A 20,440-nucleotide genomic window follows, 5' to 3' on the forward strand; every position below is an offset into this window, starting at 1 on the left:
CCTATATTTAAATGTAACAACTTTAAATGTTAAAATTTGACCAATTAATATATGAATCACCAGCAGAAAGGTTTAACTAATGTGTTGCGTCCATCGATTGAACACACAGCAGAAAGCGGACATAAAGAACTAACCTCTTTGACACTCAAAAACCACTTATTGACCAGTCGATAACTCTACAAATGTTTGCCATCCTATAATCCAAATAGCGCAATCACGGATGAGACCGTTACTGGCAACACAGCAAACTGCATATTACAAACGAACCTAGCCAGAAAACACCTTGCTCTATCAATTGGTAGAACGTCATTATCCAGAGTTTAAAGAAGCCTTATCATAACAGGAGAAACAACTTCCACAGTTTGCCGAACGTGAGTTTGACGATTTTTTGTGTTGTGGCGGTTTAGAGCATGGATTTTTGCGAGTGGTATGCAGTGATTGCAAGCATGAGAAGCTTGTCGCGTTTAGTTGCAAGTGCCGCGGTTTTTGATAAGTCATTGCTTAAGTTCTCGTTGCTTGTTAGCATCGAAGAGCAAGTGATTTTATTTGTTTCATTTATACAAAAGGAATTCGTTATGAATCAATTTAAAACCTTAATTTTTATTTGCAGCATCGTCATTTTTTCGACGACGGCATCAGGGTCTAATTCACACCTAAGCGGGCAATCTGTTGTCGAATATATTCCTAATCAGTTAGGCATGCCGTTCGAGACGTATAAAAAGTTTCACGCAGTTATAAGAGGAAATGTAGATGCTGAGACTTTGCAGCTTCCGTACGTTTTCGACGACCATCCCGCAGCCATTTCCTATCGCCAACTTATTAACGGTAACAATCCGATACCCCAAGCGCTATTAAATGAACTGTCTGAAGTACATCAAGAATATCGAAACGCACTTGCTGCCTATATTGGGATTTCAACTGATGAGTTCAGCCTTGCTGAAAAAAAATTTACTATCATTCAAAACTCGCTAAATAAATTAGACAAACTGAACGTTGAAAAAAAACTGGGTGTTTCAAATGACAACGATGATAACGACCGTGTTATTGTCGTTATTCGAGACGAGGACCAGCTTGAAGAGTCTACGAGCGGCGGTGGCGATTATGAAACCATCATAGAGGTGCACGGTAGAGGCCAACCGTTCAGAGAAAACTGGTTCGTTGACGTTCAGGTGGTCTTTCAAACGCCTTCTGGTCGTAATTTAGGTTCTCAGATGTGGCAAGTGACTAATAGTTACGCTTGGCCTACAGATAACGTTAGAGGAGGAGCGCTTGTTCCTCTTTAAGAATATTATCCAGACATCGAGCTGATTGCTCGTTAGCTACATACAAAAAGCCCAGCATGGTCGCTGGGCTTTTTATTGCGTGAAAGACGCGTTATTAATGTTTTCGAGATAGTCTTGTTAGTATCAATAACCGTAAGTTCGCCAGCCTTGGAGATAATAATCGAGTAAAACAGGGTTATCTAAACGATTTACTTGAGCTTCTTGAAATGAAAGGTCCTTAGAAAATACCTGCATCGGTCCAATCATACTGAGATCTATATACGTAGTGGGAACTGTAAGTTTGCAGTCTTCTGGTTTACGAAGAGGGCTCTTTGATGCCATAACAAAGCCCCACATACCAAAAGAGGGAACATCAGCATGATACGGAATAACTTTCGCAAAGTGTATTGATTCAATTGTATTTGCGATGCTTCCAAACGCTTTAGTTGCATAATACGGGCTGGTTGCTTGAGTAACGAACATACCATCATTTTCAAGCCGTTGTGATAACACATGATAGAAATGCCTGCTGTAGAGGCGTGCTAGCGATAAATTGTTGGGGTCAGGTAAATCAGCGACAATAAAGTCGAATAAAGTTTCGTTGCCTTTTAAGAAGCTATAAGCATCAGCGTGAACAATGGTTACCTTATCGTTCTTCAGGGAGTTTTCATTTAATCTTGTCAAATATGGATTTTCAGTAGCTAGTTCTACTACACGAGGGTCTAAGTCAACGAGGACTATTTCTTCAATGCTGTCGTACTTAAGTAGTTGCTTTACCGCTAGTCCATCTCCTGCTCCCAACAGTAGGACTCTTTTCGGGAGGCTGATTTTAAAAGCCAGAGGATATGATACAAGCGCTTCATGGTAGCGGTGTTCATCAATGGAAGAGAATTGAATGTTACCGTTCAAGAAAAGGCGAGTATCGCCTCGCTCGTGCGTAATGACAATGTTCTGGTATTGGGTTTGTTCAGTATGCACTACACGGCCTGAAAACATCGCTGAGTCCCACTGCTCCAAAGCGGGCTTTGTGAGCAAAATACTTACTATTAGTATCAAACCTGCTGCGAGTAATATCTTCGATATTGTGCGTCTTTGAGCCCCCAATTTTTCATTGAAGCGCTTGGCCACGACAACGACAATAGTTAAGTTGATAAGTCCCAATATAAGAGAAGACTGATAGTTACCAAACATTGGAAGTAAAAAAAATGGAAATGCTAACGTAGCGAGCAATGCGCCTATATAATCAAAAGTTAATATGTTGGCAATATTCGACTTTAGGGTTTGAAAACTTTCCATCAATCGTGTCAGAAAAGGGATTTCCATACCAATCAAAAAGCCAACGCTCAGCGTGCAGAGCACATAAGTAGGTATAAAAATGTCACCAGCAACATAGGTTAGATACAATAATGGGACGCTTAAACCTCCTAACGTTGCTAAAACGACTTCCAATACTAAGAAATGCTTTAGTAAATCGTCAGCAAAAAACCTAGAGCAGAAGGACCCAGCGCCCATCGCAGCCATATACAGGCCTATGGTAAGCGAGAAAATCGTAACGCTATCACCTAGAAAATATGAAACCGTTGTCGCAATAAGCAGTTCATAGACAATTGAACAAAGACCAGCTACAAAAGCTGCAAAAATAAGTGCTTTTTGTTGTTTATTGTCTTTACTCACTTGCCCCTTCCCGGACCGCCGCCACGAAGGTTAGGGCCTGATACACTGCCTGCTCGATTACTTTTTTCATAGTAGTAATGAGTGTCGTTCCAATACAAAAAAGATGGGCTGTTATAGTATCCAAAATAGCCCATGTAGCCGTATCCATTTGCCGCGAAAGGGATCATTACGACGTAAAGAATTGCAACTATAATCCCTGCAATTTTGATGCTTTTTTTAGTCGTCATAATTCATGTTTTCCAATGTTTTTCGAAATATCCCATACTGAATTTCAATACAAAATAAGCCGCTAATAATTAGAATTAGCCCTGTCCAAAAATGAAGCATGGCACTTCCGTTTCGTTTTGTAAGTCTCACTTTCAAACGACTAGGGTGTTTGTTTGCTTTGCTGCTAACCATAAAATTTAGAAAAAATTTGCCCGTTTCCGGGAAAGTAAGATCAGTATCAAAATCGTATCTAACATCAGTCCAGTTTCCATCAGAGTCTCGACCAGTTTCATGCCAAAGCTCCTGACCAAATGAATATAGATAATCTCCTTTGTGATTCACTACCTCAATCTCGACAAATGTCCAGTGGTTTGCTGGAAGGCCTACAGCTGTATAAACTTCGAATGCGGTGTAGGGTTTGTCGACATCAATTGGACCAATTTGGTAAGGCTTGTCGGTATTAGTAGTCGGTTCGTTCTGCGCAATTTTGTTTGTTGCCCTAGGGATAACGGAGTATTCTTTTGTACTGGCTATTGCATTGAAATAAATAGCAAATATAAAACCTACTAGCCCTAACAAGCATAGCGCGACACCAAGCTTACCAATTTCAAATTCCTTCTGTGTGCTACTTTTCATTTGGACTTTCTCTAAAAAAGTTTCACTAGAACAAAAGAGAAGCTTACCAGCAGAGAAGCTGACAATAAGCCAGCAGCAATATTCCTATTTTGTGCAATTTCAACGGCTAGGCTTTTGCCAGGAATGACTAATCTGTCAGTCAATCTGAGAAGCGCGGGTAAGAAGATAAAGCTTGCGACAGCGGTAGTTGCAAACCATAAAATATCTTCCTTCCATGCAATAAAGTCTCCTGATGCACTGTTCTTAACAATTATTCCTAATCCTATTAATGCGCCAGCAAAGGAGATAGCAGCAGCAAAGTTGTCATTTTCAAGTTCTTGATACAAATCATAAGTAGAGAGGGTGTTGTAGAAACGGGAGAAGACAATTAGAGCCAACTGACCTAGAACAAAAAAGACAAAGAAAGATAAAACTGAGCCACTACCACTTAATGCACCAGATGCAATCATACCTGTAGCGACATAAATCGAAAATTGAATAATCCCAACCCCGTTATTCTTTTGCACTGTTAACTTTTCGATGTTGCAAAATGTTCGCAAGATAGCTTTATCATTGATCCAGCGAGACAGATTTAAAAAAAGAATTCCCAATACGCTGTAGCCACTTACAACCAATAAATCTGTTTTCAGCCCAACGCTAGGGCCAGATAGCTGGCTAACAAAAATGAGTGCTACGCCAATATAGTATCCAGCCATCGTTAGCGATATTGACACGTTATTTTGCTCAGCTAGTTCTTTATTCAAGCTATAAGGAGTGAATACATCTTTCGCCCATTTTGCGCCAAGCAAAATCACGCAGAAAAGCACGACATAAATAGCAGCCGAGAAAAAGGCAAAGGGGAAGTTTGCAAAATCCATTGTTTTACGACCTTTAAATTTTTAATGATTAAGCCATTACTCTGGCCTTAAGTGGACGGGCATCGCTATGATGACCTCTAATTTGAAGTGAGCATCTTATTTCTTTGGCATTGAATGCATTTTGAAGAGGCTCCACTGCCTTTTCTGGATCACAGTCTCCACACATGAATATATCTAAAGCGGCGTACTGAACTTCGGGCCAGGTGTGAATACTGATATGAGATTCAGCCAAAATAGCCACGCCTGTGACGCCATTCCCGCCGTCGAAAGAATGAAAGTGAGAGCCCAATATCGTTGCTCCACAAATTCTTGCTGCTTCACATAACTGAGAATCAATGAATTCGATGTCGGATAAATGGTCTGCGCCATACAGGTCAAGTAGAAGATGTTTGCCTTGCGCAATATGCGATGCGGGCATTTTGTGCTTCCTTGCTGTGAAGTATGTTAATTGCTTTGTAAAATATGATACTTGAGTTCAATGTAGATTACGATGAGTCTATTCAGTACGCCGACAGTCGTACACTTGAATTAACTTTTCGTTGATTTACCTGTCAGTGAGATGCGTGTCTGCACATCAATGAATGAATCATATACAATACGTTTTTGTTAAATGAGCAATCATTTTTAGGCGTTACGTTTTGTCGAGATCTGCGTTATTGGTAGTCGTGCTACTCGGTTCGTTCTTTTTACCGAGCTTATCATTAGCACAAACTGCGAAGACACATTTTGCCGAGCATACAAGCAGGAACATGCCTGAAGTGGTATGGCTGCGCCCTCCTGAAGTTGGATTAACAGTAGAGGGAGTTACCATCGTAGATGGTCCTCTGTTTGAGAACATGGTCTTTCTCGCTTCACACCTACCTCAATATTCACATCGTTTTGAAGCGTACCCCGTAAAGCGTGCGTGGTCATTAATTGAAAGCAGCGCCACACAAGAAACTGTTTATTGTTTTTTTGGTGCTTCGTATCGTGAAAAGCGCACGTCGTGGGGCTATTTTTCTTCCCCAACTTCCATTAGTTTGCCGATGCTAGTGGCAACATCGAAGGCGTTATCAAACAAACTATCAAAAGGTAGCGCCAACGATCAAGGCGTAAATCAATCGGTGTCGCTTAAGTCACTGTTAGAGGCAAATTATAGAACGGTGTTGTATAGCGAAGTGCAAAATGCCTACGTTGATGCCGTAAAACAATGGGCAAAAACAAGTAGCATTGTGCAAATCAATGGGCTAGAGAAGGATTTAGGTGTACACACGGTAGATCTCATTGAGACGGGACGTATCGACTTCGGCTACGTCGGTCACAGAGAGTTAATGAGTCTTAATGAAAAGGATCTTGGTTTAATTTCGGTATTCCGCGTTGAAGAACTGTCACAAGAAACTCGGTTAACTAAGCGATTGTTTTGTTCGAAAAGCGAGCGAGGTAAGCAGGTGATTGATGACTTCGACACTGCAATGCAAAACCTTAAAGGTGATGTAGTGCAAAGCCTAGCACTTAGAGATATTAATTTTGTGGCAGATGGTTATCCAACTATGCTTAAATCATTGTTCGATGAACGTTGGAGTATAATGCAAACCAATGAGCGTCAACAAAGTGAAAAGCTAGGTCATTAATCAGGTCAATTATTCGACTATCTACAGGCTTTGCTGTACACGTTTTACCTCACGCCAGTTCCAACAATTATCTATTCTTATTTTCGTTGATAAGCAATAACAATATTGCCAGCCTTGTTAAGTAGGACAGGCGCGGTAATATAACTTTTGCCTACAAATGACGAAAAAAAGTAATCAATCATGAAAACGTTATCCCCTTTGTTTGGAGCAACGATCATTGCTTCTACTGCCCTAAACGCTCCTGCATTCGCAGCGCAAAATATTTATAAACCTTTCCCATCTGACGTGATGCCTGAGTTAAGTGAAAATGGCCAGTACAAAGTCGGGGTTAAAACCATTGAGGCAACGTATCCAGATAAGGTGACTGACTTTTTAAAGGGCAAAGTAGAGCGTAGTTTGACGCTTGAGGTATGGTACCCAACTGCCGAAACCACAACACTTGCCACTTACAGTGACGAAACGCGCAGCGGTAAAACCTTCGAAATTCAAGCGAATGCCTATCGAGATGTTGCTATTGCAGAAAGTGAAACTAAGTACCCTGTTGTCGTTATTTCTCACGGTTACACTGGCTACCGCACGTTGATGCATTACTTAGGTGAACACTTGGCATCACACGGTTATGTGGTTGCAGCTATTGACCACACTGACTCTACCAATAAAGAGGTTAATTTTGCTGAAAGCCCCTATTCAGGCTTTCCAAGCACATTGCTTAACCGCTCGCGTGACCAAGTATTTACACTAAACACCATAGTTGAACATGATTTCTTTAAAACACTTGTTGATAAAGATAATGCGGGTGTTATTGGCTATTCTATGGGGGGCTATGGCGCAGTAAGCACCGTTGGTGGTTGCTATGCGTTTAATGATACGACCGCAGCAACGTTTACGGGTACACAAGACCCCGCAGCCGTTGCGTTGGTAAAGAAAGCTTTGAATACCTGTGCAGGTGGGAAGCCTAACGCAGAAGAAGTTTTACCGTCGTGGAAAGCGGCGCTGGCACTAGCGCCTTGGGGTGGTCAGCATCAACTCTATGATGTGGAGTCATTAAATAGTATTGATGTACCCGTCTTATATGTTGCGGGCGATAACGATGATATTTCAGGTTATCAGGGAATTCGCTGGTTGTTTGACAATACAGGTAGTAAGCAGTCGAAGTTGCTTACGGTAAAAAATGCCCGTCATAACGTTGCGCCACACCCAGCGCCGAAAGAGGCATATGAAAGTGAATTTGACTTAGGAAGTTATATTGAGCCTGCTTGGGAAGTGCAAAAGCTCAACGCTATTAACGAGCATTTTGCGCTGGCGCTAATGAATTGCCATGTGAAAGGCTTACCCGAGTATTGTGACTTTCTAGCCGTATCGGGAAGCAGCGATCAGGCACCCGTTGACGGTCAGGTGCCTGCACCTTGGAAAGGGTTTGATAACCGCTGGGCAATGGGGCTGGTCATGGAAAGTAAGCAATAACTAGAGCGTGTTGACCTTTGCCGTACGTTTTTGTAGCAAAGTGTTTAGCATTTAGACAAGGAAGTGCACACGTCGTGTAGCCATCTACATAAGTGTGCGCAGACGCAGTATAAATGCTAAACAATTGCTGCCTGAAAGGTTCATCCAAGCGAGCCTCATGCGGCTTTACTCATCGCTAATTTGGAATAACCAAACCACGCAACTCGTTCATTGCCTGATACTCGCTTGGAATGAACGAAAAGTGTACCGCAAAGGTCAACACGCTCTAGGCTTTTCGAAACGAAGAAGGCGCTTAATGATGTTTAAGCGCCTTTTTTGTGCACTTTTTTCATTATAAATTGTTACAAATAATCGATGTAAATTTGTTCAGCCTGAGTTAATTTAAAACAGTCTATTTTGAATGAACATACCGCAGTCATAGATGTCTGAGGGTATATGTTTACTGATTAGCTTCCTAGCACAGTTCAGTAATGCTCTGTTGTGACAACGACATCCTACTTTTCCAACAATACTCATACCAAAGGGAATTGAAATGAAACTTAACAAAAATGCATCCCGACTAATCCGCGCAGTGGCAGTGTCGACATTGTTAAGCAGCACGGCTCCAATGGCTTTAGAGAGTAACGCAGTGCCCGCGGCGACCAAAGCAAGCATTGAAGTGCTTGATGCCCATTTCAAGAAAGGGGATTTCGAGTACGTTGTCTCAACATTAGAAGACCTAAAAAACAAAACACCCCAGCAATATAACTTACTCATTTCTGCGCTTATGAACATTGACCTTGATGATGCCGAGGAGGTAGCTGATGAATTTATTGCCGTATATAGCAACGACTACAAGGCTTATCACACGCACGCGAATGTCATGGGAGCACAGGCTAGTAATAGTGTGTTTTCAGCTCTTGGATATGCCAAAAAAGCCAGGGAAAGCTTGGAAACCGCTATCGAAATTGCGCCGAATGAGGTTGGGGTCTACAAAGCGTTGATGCAGTTTCATATCGTAGCGCCATCTATTGCGGGTGGAGATATGGAGGAAGCTGAAAGGCTAGCCAACAAAATTGCCACTATTGATGCGCTGGAAGGCCAGTTCGCTAAGGCGAGATTTTATCTTGAAGACGAGCAAGTAGAAAAAGCGAACGCCATTTATGCTGACCTTACACAGCAAGAGGCTTCAAAAATACGCGCGAGTTTAGAATTGGGCAGCTATTACTTATCTGAAGAAAGTTTTCAAAGTGCGTATGAGACACTGTCTGTCTTGTTAAACGCGTCGGTACCAATTGTAGAAGATAAAGACTCTACGTTATGGGAAGACTATCAAGAAAATAAAAGCGACCTACTATACGGAAAATACCGTCTGGGGCTGGTCGCTGTGAATAGCGGCGAACATACCGATAGTGGAATTAAAGCACTAGAGCAATACATTGACGAGTATCACACAACCAATATAGATACTACGCATTTGCCTACGATGAATTGGGCTCATTTGCGATTAGCTGAGCTTCGTTTGAACGCAAATGATGTTGAAAAGGCGAAAGCCACGCTTGCGCTTATCGAAGGGGAAGAAGACAAACGTTTCGCGAAAATCTTAAAAGGCCTTAAAAAGCAAATAAAAAAGCGAGCTTAGGGCACACATCCTAAACCCGCTTTTTGTCGGGAAAGCTAGACCACTTTGGTGCTTATTTATACCGCTTTAACGGTATAAATAAGTGTCGTTTGAGGGAATAGAACCAAGCAGCTGCATACCGTATTTCATTAGTACTTCCCCTGAGAATACTTGGCCTTCGGTTTGTTGAAGGATTGACGGCGTGTACTCTTTCAGCTTTTCTGGCCACACGCGATCAATGGTGTATTGTTTCTTAGCATCCAACCCAGCAAAGTAGAAGCGAGTTGGTGTGGTACGAAGGGTTTCTTTTACGCTGTTGTACGCAAATATACCTTCCTCTTTATCTTTAGATACGTAGCCAAACTTGACGTTAAGACCATCGTCATCCATGCGATACAAGTCGCCCCCATGCGTTACATGACGGTACTTCTTGTAAAGTGAAATAGCGTCGGTCAGCACACTTTGTTCATGCTCTGTAAGTTCACGCGGATCCATTTCGATGCCCATGTGTCCAAATAGGGCAACTGCACTGCGAATTTCGATAGGTAAATTACGGCCTGTAATATGGCAGTCTCTTGGACCTACGTGAGCGCCCATCACTTCTGAAGGGAAGAAGTAAGAGCAACCTCGCTGGATATACAAACGGTCTAAAGCATCATTTGAATCAGAGGTCCAAAAGCGATCTGTGTGAGGGAGTATGCCTAAATCTACGCGTCCGCCACCGGAACAACAACTTTCTATTTCAAGGCCAGGATGCGCTGCTTTTACGCGATCGATTAGTGAATACAGGGCTTTCATTTGACCATGCATTGCAGGCTTGCCGTGTACGTTTCCAGGATGGTTCACATCCCGGTTCATATCCCACTTAATGTAACTAATTTTGGGGTATGCACTTAGTACATCAGTGATCACCTTATACAAATACTCAACAACTTCTGGATTGGTTAAGTCAAGCACATACTGGTTTCTAAACGGAACATGCGGATTATTTTTTGTTTGTAGTGCCCACTCTGGATGCGCGCGATAGAGGTCGCTATCAGGATTAACCATCTCAGGTTCAAACCAAATACCGAATTCCATGCCTAAGCCAGTAACGTGATCTATTAATCCATCGAGACCATCGGGGTAGATAGCTTTATCGACAAACCAATCGCCTAAACCAGCTTTGTCATTACGTCGGCCATTAAACCAGCCGTCATCTAAGACAAATCGTTCTATGCCTAGAGGTGCAACTTTATCGGCAAGGGCCTTCAACGTCTCTTCATTGTGGTCAAAATAAATACCTTCCCACGTGTTGTAGTGCACTGGACGCGGTTTAGACTCTGCACTGTGATTCAGCACATTAGCGCGAATATAATTGTGAAACTGTTGAGAAAGAGAAGAGAAGCCATTGTCGCCATGACCGGTGTAAAGTACCGGCGTGGTATAGCTTTCACCCGCTTGTAAAACAACTTCACCAGGAAATAACAATTCACCGAATTGCACATAGCTTCGGCCATCAGCCATTAACTCAGCGCGCAGTTTATGATTTGCTGACGCTCCCAAATGATAACCAAAACATTCCCCGTTTAATTCACCGGTATCTGGCGCAAACGCAATGAGACCTGGGAACGTATCGTGTGAGGTTTTACCACGGCGGTTCTCTCGCACATAGCTGCCAAAGAAAAGATCGTGATCAGTCGTTTGAAATTCAGCTGACCAACGGCCTTCAAACGTCTTTATTTTTGTCACTGTGGTTGGCAGTGGAAGACTTGCTGCGTTGAGGTAATTTAAATTTAGTGCGCTAGTGCCAGTGTTGTCTAAGCGAGTGGTATATTTGACTATCGAAGTCTTATCATCAAGTTCCACTGTGGTGGTTAGCTGCATACCGCGATGCTCATCAACAGCGACAAATGCTACTGCGTTGTCGGTGCGATTGATTTTCGCCAGGCTAAAACCTGCTGACCACTGGTCTGCATCACCTGAAACTTCTAATCCGGGCTGTCCCGTCCAACCCTCTCCATGAGTAGGAACCAGTGTGATTGGCGGCTCGATGACAGGTGCACATTTTGCTTCTTGACGTGTGTTGAGCACACTTAACATCTCTGGTGTCGTCGCTTCGCTTAGCAGTGCGCCATAATAAATAACCTTTGGCATACGACCCTGACAGTCGAAAATAAGCGTAGTTGTATCATTCGACAAACGAACGAAAGAAGAAAGTGACGACATAAAAACCTCAGCGTAAATAAAGCATGAAACAGGCGATGTTTATAAAATGTTATGGCATTTTGCCATTAACAATTACCCGTATTAGACCATGTATCACCATGTGTTCATAGTTATTTAGGGTAAACGTTTTACTTTCAAGTGTAGTAGGGTTTTTCGATAAATTGAAGTCTGACCAATACCTACAAAAACACTGAAAAATATTTGTTAAAAAGATAGTGAAGCGCACCTTTACCAAACGCAGTCAAAAAAAGAGGATGCGTGCTTGCATCCTCTTTAAGTGCCTAATGAAAAGTAGGCTTATTCTTTGTAAAGTGCCAACGAAAATTCCGCTTTTTGATTAAAGATAACTCTATTCATAACCAAAGCGAATGTGACGCAGCCAATAAGCGTTGCAAACATCAAGTGAATATAATGAAGGCCGAATGGTGCGTACATCGGAGACGCTTCAAAACTCATTAATGCATAAATAGACACGCCAAACACAACCGCGCCAATGGCAGCAAATGCATGAACGTTTCTAAACAGAAGGCCCACAATAAATACCGACAAGATAGGCATGCTTAATAAGCCATAAAGCTTTTGCACAAGGTTTATGATGCTGTCTGCTTGTTGATAAACCGGAATTAGCGCTAGCGAGACAAGGCAAAGTAGTATGGTGACATAACCGCTTAACTTCGGAACGTTAGGCGTTTTGTTAACATAGCTCTCATGAATATCGCATACATAAAGTGCGGTAGCAGAGTTTAAGTTACTGTTGAAAGTGGTAAGCACCGCTGCTGCCATCGCTGCTGCAAATACGCCAGAAAGCCAATCGGGTAATACGGTAGCTACTATTTTGCCGTAAGCGCTATCGCCTATATCGCCAAATAACTTATAAGACACAATGCCAGGTATTACTATTATCGCAGGGACAATAAGTAGGCGAATACCAGCGGCTGCAAACACACCTTTTTGCGCTTCTTTTAGCGATGGCGCAGCCATTGCCCGCTGAGTGATAACCTGATTAGTACCCCAGTAGAACATCTGAATAAAGATCATTCCCGTTAGAAGGGTGTGCCATGGGATCGGAGACTCATCATCACCAATTAGGGTCAGGCGCTCTTTAGGAATACCGTCAAAGTTATAGTCGATAGCCTGTAATGCAAGAATAACTACTAGCACTGCCATGGTGAGTAATAGTACACCTGAGTAGGTATCAGACACGGCTACTGCGCGTAGCCCACCAAATATTGCATACAGAGCGCCGACAATAACGAAAATGACCGCGATATACATTAATGGCAATTCAACGTTAAACATCGACTGCATAAACAAAGAGCCAGAGTAGATAACCGCAGGGCAGAAAATTAACGCGCTTCCAGCAAAGAACAGGGCACTGATAACGGCACGAATGTGCTTATCGTTATAGCGCTGCTCAAGCAGTTCTGTGGTTGTTGTGCATTTGAACTTGTAATAGACGGGCAGAAATACTTTTGCCAGAACAAACAAACCTACCACCGCAGACAATTCCCACAGCGCCAGTAGCGCCATTTGGTTGCCGTTCATGCCGACAAGCTGGTCTGTACTTAGGTTTGTTAAGGTAATACTACCTGCAACGAAATACCAAGCAAGGCCGCCGCCCGCTAGGAAGTATTCTCTATTTTGGTTCTGGGTATTTCTATTTTGACCGCGGCAGCTCAGGTAGGTCAAAAAACCAATTAAAGCAGTCACAAAGACAAAAACAGACACCTGTAAAGTGCTGGAAAACATGGGGTACTCCTAGAGTATAGTTATGACTTGCTGGTTTCGAACTTGATGTTGTTAACAGCGCGCTCAGGGAACTTGGTGTTTTGAAGGCGAATAATGCGATTCACTTGGAAAATAGAACCCAAGATATTGAATAGGACTGACAACACCCCTTTTTGATGAAGCGTTGCAAGCTCATCTGCGGATAGGCTTTGCAACCTTTGTTCGTTCACTGTGGCAAGGCCACCAACGCGTTGCTTAGTGTTGTCACTAAACTCGATGATCAAATCAATTGGCTGTATAAGCCCCATTTCGCTGACATCATTCAAAATTACTGCCGTTTGCTTCATTGATGTTACGCGCTCGGCAAGTAGCTTCTGCTTATTGTCTAGAAATGCAGTGGGTCGCTTAGATGATAAAAACAGCGCCTCTCCACCTTCTTCTTGTACCGATGGAGAATCAATATCAATCAAGGTCTCAGGTTCAGTGCTGCTCTTGTCAAAGTTCAACGTAAAAGGCAGGGTGCGAAGGCTAAGTGGCGTGAAATGCGGTAGCCAACTGCCTTGGGTTTCAAATACGTTTTCTTGTGGCGCAAGACCGCATAAGGCAGAAATCGTCCAGTATTGGTTATTGGAAGCACGACTGAAAAAAAGTGGATATTCACTGGAAGCTTGTACTGCCTCTTTAATCTCCACATTAACCATATGGAACTTAGAAAACGTTAACGGTAGCTTGCTCTCGTCAATAGTTATGTTGTTGTGTGATTCAGCTGATAAGGTTTGAAAATTTGGCATATTATTATTCTCTTTAGCTCGCTAACCATTGTTCAATGTAGTCTCTATGGTTAGGTAAGCTGCTTAGTTTTTGTTGCGTGATTAACTGATTTTGCTTTATTACTTTATCAGCTAACTCTCGCTCATTATAGAAATGAGATTGCAAAGAAAAATCCGGAGAAAATCCCATTCCATAAAGGACGTACTGATAACTTGCGGCAGGGAACAGTTCTATCGCCGCTGAGAAATCAGCGATTTGTGGGCCGCGATATTTCCATATTTCCAAGTCTTGCTTTAACGACTCAGGAATAGTGCTTTCTTCGCGGTTTGCAACCCAGTATGGCTCACTACGTTGGTTGAATATGTAGTGAAGCTTTAGAAAATCGATAATGCGCTGCCAGCGATACTGCATTTGCTGGTTAAAACGCTGGCTCACAATAGGCATTGCCACACTTGGCAAGGGCATTTGTTCAGCAATGTAGCGCGCTGAAATCTCAATAAGCATGAGTGCTGTAGCTTCTAGCGGCTCTACAAACCCCGCCGCTAAACCAACAGCAATACAATTGCCTTTCCAGATTTGCTTTTTATAGCCGGAATTGAAACGAATGACGCGTGCATTAAGCTCGCCTTTTTCGTCTCCAACGTATTGTCGCAAAATCTCTTCTGCGCGTTCATCGGTGGTAAAGTCCGTCGAGTACACATGCCCAACACCACGTCGTGAAGACAATCCAATATCCCAAATCCAACCTGCTTCTTGTGCAGTGGCTTGCGTATAGGGTTTTATTTCAAAGTCACTGTTGTAGGGTACATGAAGCGCTAGTGCTGAATTATTGAAAAGGACATCGTCTGTGGATATAACAGGTTCTTTTAATGCTTCGCCCAATAGCAATGAGCGGAAACCAGAGCAATCTACAAATAAATCTGCTTCTACAACACTACCGTCATTAAGTGTAATGCTCTGAATATGCTCCTGCGACGTTGCGTTAACGTGCTCAACGGTAGCTATTTTGTGCGTGACACCCAATTTTTCTTTGCTAAATTCACGCAGTAAGTCGGCAAAGGCACCTGCATCTAGGTGATAGGCGTAGTTCGATTGCGCACTGCTGTATTCTTGTTCGTTCAGCGTACGTGGTGCCATGTTTTGTTCACACACGTGCTGCTGAAAGTTTGTGGCATTTGCGAAATCGCTGATGTTCTCTACGTAGGGGGCCATTTCTACGCGGCCATACCCTAGCGGAACTGTAAACGGGTGATAGTAGGCATCGCCTTCTTTTTTTACCCAATTAACAAACTTTCCACCTTGTTTAAACGCTGCACTACAGCGCCTGAAAACTTCTTTCTCAGATAGTCCGATATCTTTAAGCGTGTTGCGCATGGTGGGCCATGTACCTTCTCCCACGCCAACAGTAGGAATATCACTTGATTCGATAAGCGTTATATCAAGCCCACATTCGCCAACAGAAACATTGTGTTTTGCAGCAACAATGGCAGCAGTAAGCCAGTCGGCAGTGCCGCCGCCCACAATGACAATGCGCTGTTTGTTAGATGTATTTGAAGACTGGTTCATGAGAAATCACTACGTAAAAAGGTGTTTACTACATTTATTCATAAACTCATTGTAAAAGGCAATAAGCGTATGAATAAATGGCAGGGATTTAACCCTGCCATCACTACACATTTTTTTAGAAAGTACCGCGTACACCAACTGCGTAACGAGAGCCGTTGTCTTCAATTGAGTAGATTTGGTCAGGGAAGCGACCCACTTGCGTAAGCTCTTCCTCTGTAATGTTGATACCTTCAAAGAAAACAGTGAAGTTTTCGTTGATTTCATAGCTTGCGCTGATATCCCACTGACCATAAGTTTCAGTTGTTACAGGCTCACCTGTAGCACCGCCAACAGCCGTGTTATCAAGAGCAAACAAGAACGACTCACGGTTGTTAAATGCAAGACGTGCTTGGAATGCATCACGCTCGTAGAACAAGATCAAGTTTTGTGAATCACCAAGACCAGGTAATGCGAAGGTCTGCGTAGTATCGCCTGATACTTCTGCGTCGCTATTTACTACCGTGGCGTTAGCAGTGAAACCAAATCCGTTATCCCAAACGTGTGTAAGCGCAATCTCAAAACCGTTAACCGTAGCGGTTTCACCATTTTGTGGACGAGTTACGGTGTAAATTTCACTTTGACCGTTAAGCTCTTCAGTGTCAGCAACTACGTCACGAGATGGATCTTGTGGGTCAAGTGATACACCTGGTGCACAGTCGTCTGCAGCACAACGGAAGCCGTCATCTGCTGTACGATCTGTTAGCGTGTATGACTCTTGGCCTGATAGTGTCACGATGAAGTTCTCAACATCTTTGCTGAAAACTGCGAACGAGAACACTGAGTCATCGCTGTAGTACCATTCAAATGATAGGTCTAAGTTTTCTGCTTCAAACGGCTTAAGAGATGGGTTACCACCACTTGCTTGAAGGTTCTGACGACGTGGCTCGCCAAATGTTGTCGCTGGAGACATTTGAGACATCGTAGGACGTGTCAGTGAGTCATAGCGAGAGAAGCGAACAATCATGTCTTCTTGCACTTCTAACTTAACGTTCAAGCTAGGAAGTAGGTTAGAGTATGAAGACGTACCAACGATGTCTTGTGCTGGCGCGAAGCGGTTGGCAAACAAGGTTAAGTCAGTAGTAGGAACAACGTCTGAAATGAACGCTTGAACAGCCGATACAGCAACGTCTGTTTCTTCATAACGCGCACCAAAGTTCATCGTTAATGGCATATCACCGATGTCGTAACCAAACTCAAACTGAGCATAAAGTGCCGTTACGTCTTCTTCGATGTTGTAGTAGTTTGGCTGTAGCGTTGGAATTACTGCCGCACCTTGTGATGCAAGGTAATCAAGGTATGCGTCGCCGTCGTACGTGTACCATGTATCAATTAGACCGCTGAAGAAGTTGTTTGCTGTGAACGGACGAATGTTTAGTGCGTCAATTGGCGCTTCAGTACCGTAACCACAGAAAGCACACTGTGATGCAAATTCTTGGAATACGAACTTCTCACGCTCTGAGCGAAGAATACCAAAATCAACTTTACGGAATACGTCAGAGTCAGCAAGGTATGTGAAGTCTGCTTTGTATTCAGTGACTTCGTCTTCAGAAGCAACTACGTTACCCAAGTCGTTATAGTGTAGACGGTTAAGTGAAATATCAGGTAGTTGGCCATTGCCAAAACCGTCGTGTTCAACTGTTGGGGTACCGCCAGTGCTATCAAATGAGTAGTTATTGATAATACCTACAACGTTAAAGCGGCCTTCGCCAGCAATGTCGTTTTCAGCTGTTGAGTTTGAAATGTCAAACGTCGCTGACAGCGCGTCATTGATTTGCCAATCAACATTAATACCGAAACCTTTGTTAGTTACGTCGCGGACGCCGCGCGTTGATGAAACAAAGTCTGATGCTGGGTTACCACTACCTTGGTGCAGGTCAATTTCTTGTGTGAATTGAATTGCAGTACCAAATTCTGAAATTTGTGCAGAACCAACGCGATCTGGTTCAAACCAAGATGCAAGGTCAGTAACTTGCGAGTCTACTTCAAATTTAGATACAAAACCGTCTACGGTGATTGTTACATCATCAGAAGGTGCAAACTGCGCAACCAATGATGCGTTTGTACGTGTTCTGTCTTGCTCGTCTACTACTTGGTCCCAGTTACGAGGAAGGTAAACGTTTGTCGCTAGTACGCCATCATTACGGTTTGAAAGCGTTAAACCTGGGCGCCAGCCTGCAGTTTGAATACGGTTGATTTGAACCTGACGTTCTTGGTGAGAAACCGCTAGTAGTACACCAAACTTATCGTCAGCAAATGTATTACTTACTAAGAAAGACGCTTGTGGCGCAATTTCTTCAGACAAGCTTTCATACATGCCTTTTACGCTGCCTACTGCTTGGAAACCGTCATAATCAAACGGACGTGCAGTAGTTACATTGATTGTTGAACCGATACCACCAGACTGAAGGTTGGCAACACCACTCTTGTAAATGTTAGCGCCAGTAATTTGGTCAGCAGCGATTACGTCAAAGTTAAACGCACGACCCGCATCATCAGATGCAATTTGACGACCATTTACTAGAACAGTGTTAAATTGTGGACCAAAACCACGAACGGTAACTTGTTGACCCTCACCGCCGTTACGGTCAATTGAAACACCGGTAATACGTTGAAGTGACTCAGCAACGTTGAGGTCTGGGAACTTACCAAGATCTTCTGCGGCAATACCGTCAGAAACTGCCAAGTTTTCTTTCTTGTCTGACATCGCTCTTTTTAAGCTGCTTACAAGTCCGCGAACCTCAATAACTTCAACAGGTGCATCGTTTACATTTTGCGTGTCAGCTTCTTGCGAAAGTGCAATTGGTGAGTGTAGGGCAGAGGCGATAGCAACACCTAAAAGTGAGCGTCTCGCAATTGGGCCTAACTGTGATGTGTTAATTTTATGTGTCACTGTGTTTTCTCCGTGAGTAGGCTACGTTTTAACGTATTTAGCACTTTAATTACGTTTATAGTATGTGCGGATCAAGCTTATTAACATTACTTTTACACATTTAACGTTATATTTTCGTGATTATTATTTGTAACTTTATGAAAAATATAACATTTCTATATTAAGGTAAAAGGTGAAACGTTTACCTTAATTTCAATACTAGCACAAAATGACAATGTAATTACAATGTTATAAAAAATTTTTTTGTATAAAAAAAGTGCGGACTATAACCGCACTTTATTAACAAACAGGAAAATAGGCGTGATTTAGCTGCAGCGAATGCGATCTACAGCGGCTTTCCAACCATCGTAAGCCTGATCGCGTTCTTCTTTGGTAAGTCTGGGAGTGAAAACGCTATCACTCTTCCAACACTGGGTTAAATCGTCGATGCTGCTGAATACCTTAGCCTGCAAACCTGCGAGAAAGGCGGCACCCAATGCAGTGGTTTCAGTAATTTCGGGTCGCTCTACTTCTGCACCTAAAATATCTGAAAGGAAGCCCATTACCCAGTCGTTACGTGACATTCCACCGTCGACGCGAATTGTGGTTGGGCGAGCACCGTCGCTTTCCATTGCCTTTTGTAAGTCTTTAGTTTGGTAACAAACTGACTGTAGACCAGCAGCCACGATTTCGCTAATCCCTGTGTCTCTCGTTAGACCTAAAATTGCGCCACGTGCGTCAGGATCCCAATAAGGAGCTCCAAGGCCAGTAAAGGCGGGTACCAAAAATACACCGTTGTCGCGTCGTGCTCGTTGGGCGAGTGCTTCGGTTTCAGCTGCATCGTCAATGAGTTTAAGGCCATCTCGTAGCCACTGTACAGTTGCCCCGGCCATAAAAATACTGCCCTCAAGGGCGTACGTCGTTTTCCCGTTAAGCCTGTAACCTACGGTCGTAAGTAATCGGTTTTTAGACTGCAGTGGTTTATCACCCGTGTTGAGGATCATAAAGCACCCTGTGCCGTAGGTACTTTTGGCCATGCCTTTTTCAAAACACGCTTGCCCTACAAGTGCAGACTGCTGATCACCAGCAACGCCTTGAATGGGAATAGCACTGCCAATAATTTTCTCGTCAATGACCCCAAAATCTGCAGAACAATCCATCACTTCGGGCAGCATATTTGAAGGAATGTTGAATGTAGATAACAGTCGCTCATCCCAACACTGCTTATTGATATCAAAAAGCATTGTGCGTGAAGCATTCGTTGCGTCGGTTTTGTGAGATTGACCATAGGTTAAGCGCCATATTAAGAAGGTATCTACGGTGCCAAATAGTAGCTCACCGTTTTCTGCTTTGGTTCTAGCGCCTTCGACATTATCCAAAATCCAGGCTACTTTTGTGGCAGAAAAATAAGGGTCGAGTAAAAGGCCTGTTGTTTCAGTAATATAATTTACCAACCCCTCATCATCGCTTAATTCTCTGCACAGCTGAGAGGTTCTTCTGTCTTGCCACACGATGGCTGGATAAACCAAGCTTGCTAGGTGGCTTTGTCCCAAACCAGAGTTGTTTCACGTTGATTAGTAATACCTACAGATGCAATATCAGAAATATTGACTTTTCCATTTTTAAAGACATCTTTTAGGGTGGCGACAACGCTTTCCCAGATTTCTTCAGGGTCATGTTCAACCCAACCGTCTTGAGGATATTTTTGAGAAAACTCCTGTTGAGCAATACTTTCTATTTTACCTTGTGGTGAAAAAATAATACTGCGCGAGCTTGTTGTGCCTTGGTCAATGGCAAGTATATGTTGTCCCATGACGTCACTCCTGAAGATAATTTTCATAGAGTTTGCACCATTTACACGTGATTAACAACGCTATATTTTCGAAAACGAACATTTGGTTTTCGATTTAGCATGGGAAGTTGAAACAGTTCAACGTATACTTATAATC

The 20,440-nt window shown here is 43.0% G+C and carries 13 protein-coding genes and 3 pseudogenes; 5 read left to right on the forward strand and 11 right to left on the reverse strand.

The features are described from left to right. Window positions 1-283: 283 nt before the first annotated feature. Both V6N89_RS01200 and V6N89_RS01205 read left to right on the forward strand, forming a co-directional pair. Window positions 284-487, forward strand: a pseudogene (locus V6N89_RS01200) (transposase zinc-binding domain-containing protein); the annotation flags it as partial. Further along, entirely contained in the window at window positions 411-1,283 is an 873-nt protein-coding gene (locus tag V6N89_RS01205; RefSeq protein ID WP_338520285.1) for a hypothetical protein, read from the forward strand. The pseudogene V6N89_RS01200 and the gene V6N89_RS01205, both read left to right, overlap by 77 nt. Window positions 1,284-1,406: 123 nt before the next feature. On the opposite strand, the gene V6N89_RS01210 is transcribed toward V6N89_RS01205, so the two are convergent. Genes V6N89_RS01210 through speD form a run of 5 tightly spaced genes read right to left on the reverse strand, consistent with a single transcriptional unit; the run spans window position 1,407 to window position 5,054 of the window. Next, window positions 1,407-2,936, reverse strand: a complete 1,530-nt coding sequence (locus V6N89_RS01210) for a polyamine aminopropyltransferase (protein ID WP_338519796.1) — start codon at window positions 2,934-2,936, stop codon at window positions 1,407-1,409. Beyond that, entirely contained in the window at window positions 2,933-3,163 is a 231-nt protein-coding gene (locus V6N89_RS01215; protein WP_338519797.1) for a hypothetical protein, read from the reverse strand. Before V6N89_RS01215 ends, V6N89_RS01210 begins: the two co-directional genes overlap by 4 nt. Then, window positions 3,153-3,779: a hypothetical protein gene (locus V6N89_RS01220; RefSeq protein WP_338519798.1), complete on the reverse strand. Its 627-nt coding sequence runs from the start codon at window positions 3,777-3,779 to the stop codon at window positions 3,153-3,155. The genes V6N89_RS01215 and V6N89_RS01220 overlap by 11 nt, the downstream gene beginning before the upstream one ends. A gap of 11 nt (window positions 3,780-3,790) precedes the next feature. Further along, window positions 3,791-4,636 carry a DUF350 domain-containing protein gene (locus V6N89_RS01225; RefSeq protein WP_338519799.1) on the reverse strand — a complete coding sequence of 282 codons (846 nt, stop codon included), beginning with the start codon at window positions 4,634-4,636 and terminating at the stop codon, window positions 3,791-3,793. 28 nt (window positions 4,637-4,664) lie between these two features. After that, the gene (gene speD, locus V6N89_RS01230; RefSeq protein ID WP_338519800.1) at window positions 4,665-5,054 is read right to left on the reverse strand and encodes an adenosylmethionine decarboxylase; all 390 of its coding nucleotides are present in this window, start codon (window positions 5,052-5,054) and stop codon (window positions 4,665-4,667) included. Window positions 5,055-5,274: 220 nt separating this feature from the next. Here speD and V6N89_RS01235 point away from each other — a divergent pair, with 220 nt between their 5' ends. From V6N89_RS01235 to V6N89_RS01245, 3 genes are all read left to right on the forward strand, one after another. Continuing rightward, window positions 5,275-6,246 carry a hypothetical protein gene (locus V6N89_RS01235; protein ID WP_338519801.1) on the forward strand — a complete coding sequence of 324 codons (972 nt, stop codon included), beginning with the start codon at window positions 5,275-5,277 and terminating at the stop codon, window positions 6,244-6,246. A 180-nt stretch (window positions 6,247-6,426) separates the two neighbouring features. After that, window positions 6,427-7,710, forward strand: a complete 1,284-nt coding sequence (locus V6N89_RS01240) for an alpha/beta hydrolase family protein (RefSeq protein WP_338519802.1) — start codon at window positions 6,427-6,429, stop codon at window positions 7,708-7,710. A gap of 532 nt (window positions 7,711-8,242) precedes the next feature. Beyond that, window positions 8,243-9,331, forward strand: a complete 1,089-nt coding sequence (locus tag V6N89_RS01245) for a tetratricopeptide repeat protein (RefSeq protein WP_338519803.1) — start codon at window positions 8,243-8,245, stop codon at window positions 9,329-9,331. Window positions 9,332-9,387: 56 nt separating this feature from the next. On the opposite strand, the pseudogene V6N89_RS01250 reads toward V6N89_RS01245, so the two are convergent. The 6 genes and pseudogenes from V6N89_RS01250 to glpK form a co-directional block, all read right to left on the reverse strand. Beyond that, window positions 9,388-11,518 (reverse strand): annotated as a pseudogene (locus V6N89_RS01250) (alpha-galactosidase). A 297-nt stretch (window positions 11,519-11,815) separates the two neighbouring features. Continuing rightward, window positions 11,816-13,267: an SLC5 family protein gene (locus V6N89_RS01255; protein WP_338519804.1), complete on the reverse strand. Its 1,452-nt coding sequence runs from the start codon at window positions 13,265-13,267 to the stop codon at window positions 11,816-11,818. 20 nt (window positions 13,268-13,287) lie between these two features. Further along, a complete protein-coding gene (locus V6N89_RS01260) occupies window positions 13,288-14,037 on the reverse strand; it encodes a SapC family protein (protein ID WP_338519805.1) in 750 nt (249 codons plus the stop codon). A 13-nt stretch (window positions 14,038-14,050) separates the two neighbouring features. Then, window positions 14,051-15,583, reverse strand: coding sequence for a tryptophan halogenase family protein (locus V6N89_RS01265; RefSeq protein ID WP_346993301.1), 1,533 nt, complete (start codon window positions 15,581-15,583; stop codon window positions 14,051-14,053). A 115-nt stretch (window positions 15,584-15,698) separates the two neighbouring features. Further along, complete coding sequence (locus V6N89_RS01270; RefSeq protein ID WP_431189757.1) at window positions 15,699-18,512, reverse strand: TonB-dependent receptor; 2,814 nt, start codon at window positions 18,510-18,512, stop codon at window positions 15,699-15,701. Between the two features lie 305 nt (window positions 18,513-18,817). Next, a pseudogene (gene glpK, locus V6N89_RS01275) lies at window positions 18,818-20,304 on the reverse strand (glycerol kinase GlpK). Window positions 20,305-20,440: the final 136 nt, after the last annotated feature.

The sequence above is a fragment of the Alteromonas gracilis genome (assembly GCF_036870955.2).
Classification (GTDB): Bacteria; Pseudomonadota; Gammaproteobacteria; order Enterobacterales; family Alteromonadaceae; genus Alteromonas; species Alteromonas gracilis_A.

Bases quoted from the DNA above. Each gene is read 5' to 3' on its own strand.
- V6N89_RS01205 (WP_338520285.1), top strand. From the start codon at position 411: ATGGATTTTTGCGAGTGGTATGCAGTGATTGCAAGCATGAGAAGCTTG.
- V6N89_RS01215 (WP_338519797.1), bottom strand. From the start codon at position 3,163: ATGACGACTAAAAAAAGCATCAAAATTGCAGGGATTATAGTTGCAATT.
- V6N89_RS01220 (WP_338519798.1), bottom strand. From the start codon at position 3,779: ATGAAAAGTAGCACACAGAAGGAATTTGAAATTGGTAAGCTTGGTGTC.
- V6N89_RS01225 (WP_338519799.1), bottom strand. From the start codon at position 4,636: ATGGATTTTGCAAACTTCCCCTTTGCCTTTTTCTCGGCTGCTATTTAT.
- speD (WP_338519800.1), bottom strand. From the start codon at position 5,054: ATGCCCGCATCGCATATTGCGCAAGGCAAACATCTTCTACTTGACCTG.
- V6N89_RS01240 (WP_338519802.1), top strand. From the start codon at position 6,427: ATGAAAACGTTATCCCCTTTGTTTGGAGCAACGATCATTGCTTCTACT.
- V6N89_RS01245 (WP_338519803.1), top strand. From the start codon at position 8,243: ATGAAACTTAACAAAAATGCATCCCGACTAATCCGCGCAGTGGCAGTG.
- V6N89_RS01255 (WP_338519804.1), bottom strand. From the start codon at position 13,267: ATGTTTTCCAGCACTTTACAGGTGTCTGTTTTTGTCTTTGTGACTGCT.
- V6N89_RS01260 (WP_338519805.1), bottom strand. From the start codon at position 14,037: ATGCCAAATTTTCAAACCTTATCAGCTGAATCACACAACAACATAACT.
- V6N89_RS01265 (WP_346993301.1), bottom strand. From the start codon at position 15,583: ATGAACCAGTCTTCAAATACATCTAACAAACAGCGCATTGTCATTGTG.